2 protein-coding genes are annotated in these 3,125 nt (G+C 71.4%); both read left to right on the forward strand.

Features of this window, described 5'->3' with window-relative positions:
* The first annotated feature begins 270 nt into the window (after positions 1–270).
* Complete coding sequence (gene istA, locus FVA95_RS28100; protein ID WP_149666823.1) at positions 271–1,938, forward strand: IS21 family transposase; 1,668 nt, start codon at positions 271–273, stop codon at positions 1,936–1,938.
* Positions 1,935–2,879, forward strand: coding sequence for an IS21-like element helper ATPase IstB (istB, locus tag FVA95_RS28105; protein WP_304627191.1), 945 nt, complete (start codon positions 1,935–1,937; stop codon positions 2,877–2,879). Before istA ends, istB begins: the two co-directional genes overlap by 4 nt.
* The last annotated feature ends 246 nt before the right edge of the window (positions 2,880–3,125 follow it).

Here is a 3,125-nt window from a genome sequence, read left to right on the forward strand (position 1 = left end):
CGTGCTGGAGACCGCACTCGGCGAGGAGATGACCGAACACCTCGGGCATACCAAGAACCGGGCCGTTCCCGGCCGGGCTATGACAGCGTTAGTTGGCCCCGGGATGACGGAGCTAACTGGCCCCACCTCTGGCTTCTGAGCATGATCGAGTGACGGAGGTAATTGGCCCCACCTGCGACACGCCCGGGGCGGCGTGACAGAGCAAGTTGGCCCCACCCCGGTCGCGTCGGCGCCATGCTGGCGCGCGTCCGCGGTGGGAGGGGCCGGGTTGTGGGGTCACGGGTGCGCCAGTTCGAAGCCATCCGCGGTGACGCCCGCCTGGAGGGTCTGTCGATCCGTGAGCTGCCCGCCCGGCATGGGGTGCATCGGCGTGCGGTGCGCCAGGCCCTCGCGTCAGCGGTCCCGCCGCCGCGCAAGCAGCGCCGGTTCACGGCGCCGAAGCTGGACCCGGCCAAGCCGATCATCGACGACTGGCTGCGCGCCGATCTGGACGCGCCCCGCAAGCAGCGTCATACCGCCCGGCGGGTCTGGGCGCGGCTGGTCGATGAGCACCAGATGAGCGAGCTGTCCTACTCCTCGGTGCGCGACCACGTCGCCCGCCGGCGCCTGGAGATCGCCGCGGAGGCCGGGCGGGCGAGCGAGGCCGGTTGTGTGCCGCAGCTGCATCCGCCGGGCGCCGAGGCTGAGGTCGACTTCGCCGATCTGTGGATCGACCTGCGCGGGGTGCGCACGAAGGTGCAGCTGTTCACCCTGCGCCTGTCGTGCTCGGGCAAGGCGGTGCACCGCGCGTTCGCCACCCAGGCCCAGGAAGCGTTCCTCGAGGGACATGTGCAGGCGTTTCACGAGCTGGGCGGGGTGCCCACGGACAAGATCCGCTACGATAACCTCAAGTCCGCGGTGTCTCGGGTGCTGTTCGGGCGCACCCGCACCGAGTCCGAGCGGTGGGTCGCGTTCCGGTCCTGGGCCGGGTTCGACTCGTTCTACTGCCAGCCCGGCGCCGACGGCGCCCACGAGAAGGGCGGCGTCGAAGGTGAGGGTGGCCGGTTCCGCCGCACCCACCTGGTCCCGGTGCCCGCGGTGGACTCCCTGCACGAGCTCAACGAGCGGTTGCGCCGCTACGACCGGGCCGATGACCACCGCCGGATCGCGCACCGGGTCCGGACGGTCGGTGAGGACTACGCCGCCGAGGCCCCGTTGCTGAACCCGCTGCCCACCGACGGGTTCGAGACCGGGCGCACCCTGACACCGCGGGTGGACCGGTATGCCCGGGTGATGGTGCGCCAGGCGACCTATTCGGTCCCGGCCCGGTTCATCGGGCAGCGCCTGCGGGTGCTGCTGCGCGCCGATGAAGTGCTCGTGTTCGATCGGCGCCGCGAGGTCGCCCGCCACGAACGTTCCACGGTGAAGGGCTCGACCACGGTGGTGCTGGATCACTACCTGGAGATCCTGGCCCGCAAGCCGGGCGCGCTGCCCGGCGCGGTCGCGCTGGACCAGGCCCGCCGCAGCGGCGCGTTCGCCGCGGAGCACGAGGCGTTCTGGGCCGCGGCCCGCACCGTGCTCGGCGACGGCGCGGGCACCCGCCAGCTGGTCGAGGTTCTGTTGTTGCATCGGCACCTGCCCCGCGAGGTCGTCCTGGCCGGGCTGCGTGCGGCCACCGCGGTCGGGGCAACCAGCGCCGATGTCGTCGCCGTCGAAGCCCGCCGGATCGCCGACGTCCAGCCCGAACCCGCCGTGGTCGAACAGGCCCCGGCCCCTGCTGCGGAGCGGGTGGTGAGCCTGACCGAGCGCCGGCTGGCCGACCCGGACGCCACGATCGCCGCGCTGCCCCCGGACCGGCGCCCGCTGCCCTCGATCAGCGCCTACGACGACCTCCTGTCGCGGCGCCGACCAGCCGCCCCGCCCGGGCCGGCACAGCAGTCGAGCGGAGGTGCGTCATGACCCAGAACCAGCCTCGCCGGCGACGGCGGAACATGACCGAGCAGGCCGCGACCGCGGCGATCGATCAGGCCTGCCGGACGCTGCGCTTGCCCACCATCCGCTCGAGCGTCGATGATGTGGTCACCGGCGCCGAGCACGAGCAGCTGACCTATCGCGGGTTCCTGGCCGAGCTGTTGCTGGCCGAGTGCGACGACCGCGACCGTCGCCGCTCGATCCGCCGGGTCAAAGCCGCCGGATTCCCGCGGGAGAAGTGGATCGAGGACTTCGACTTCGCCGCCAACCCGAACGTCAACCCGGCCACCATTCACCACCTCGCCGGCGGCGAGTGGATCCGCAAGGGCGACCCACTCTGTCTGATCGGCGACTCCGGCACCGGCAAGTCCCACCTGCTGATCGGGCTCGGCACCGCCGCGGCCCAGCAGGGCTTCCGGGTCAAATACGCGCTGGCCACGAAACTGGTCAACGAGTTGGTCGAAGCCGCCGACGAACGCCAACTGGCCAAGACCATCGCCCGCTACGGCCGGGTTGATCTGCTCTGCATCGACGAGCTCGGCTACATGCAGCTCGACCTCCGCGGCGCCGAGATGCTGTTCCAGGTCCTCACCGAACGGGAGGAGACCAACTCGGTGGCCATCGCCTCGAACCAGGCCTTCTCCGGCTGGACCGACACCTTCACCGACCCGAGGCTCTGCGCTGCGATCATCGACCGCCTGACCTTCGCCGGGCTGATCATCGAGACCGGCACCGACTCCTACCGCCTGGCCCACGCCAAGACCCAGCGCGCGCCGGATAACCGCCGAGCTCACAGCCCCCGTCGGCGGGCACAGACCAGCCACCACGGGCACGGACCAGCCACCAGAAGACCACTACGACCCCCGCGGTCACAGCGACCGCGGGGGCCAGAACCACACCTGCGACCAAGCCGGGCCGCTGAGCCCTAGCAGGTCGCTGACCAGCCAGACCCCGACCGAGAGCGCCGCTACCGCTGCAGGGAGCAGACCGAGCAGCAGCCCCGCCGCCGTCTCGACCGCCTGCAACTCGCTGCGATGCTCGAACCGGTCGCCGTTGTTCACCGGCCGAGTCTGACACCGAGGCGTCTGACACCGAGGCGTCTGACACCGAGGCGTCTGACACCGAGGCGTCTGACACCGAGGCCGACCGGCGTCACGCCGCTCAACCTAGGGTGA

This window comes from Pseudonocardia sp. EV170527-09 (genome assembly GCF_008369905.1).
GTDB lineage: Bacteria > Actinomycetota > Actinomycetes > Mycobacteriales > Pseudonocardiaceae > Pseudonocardia.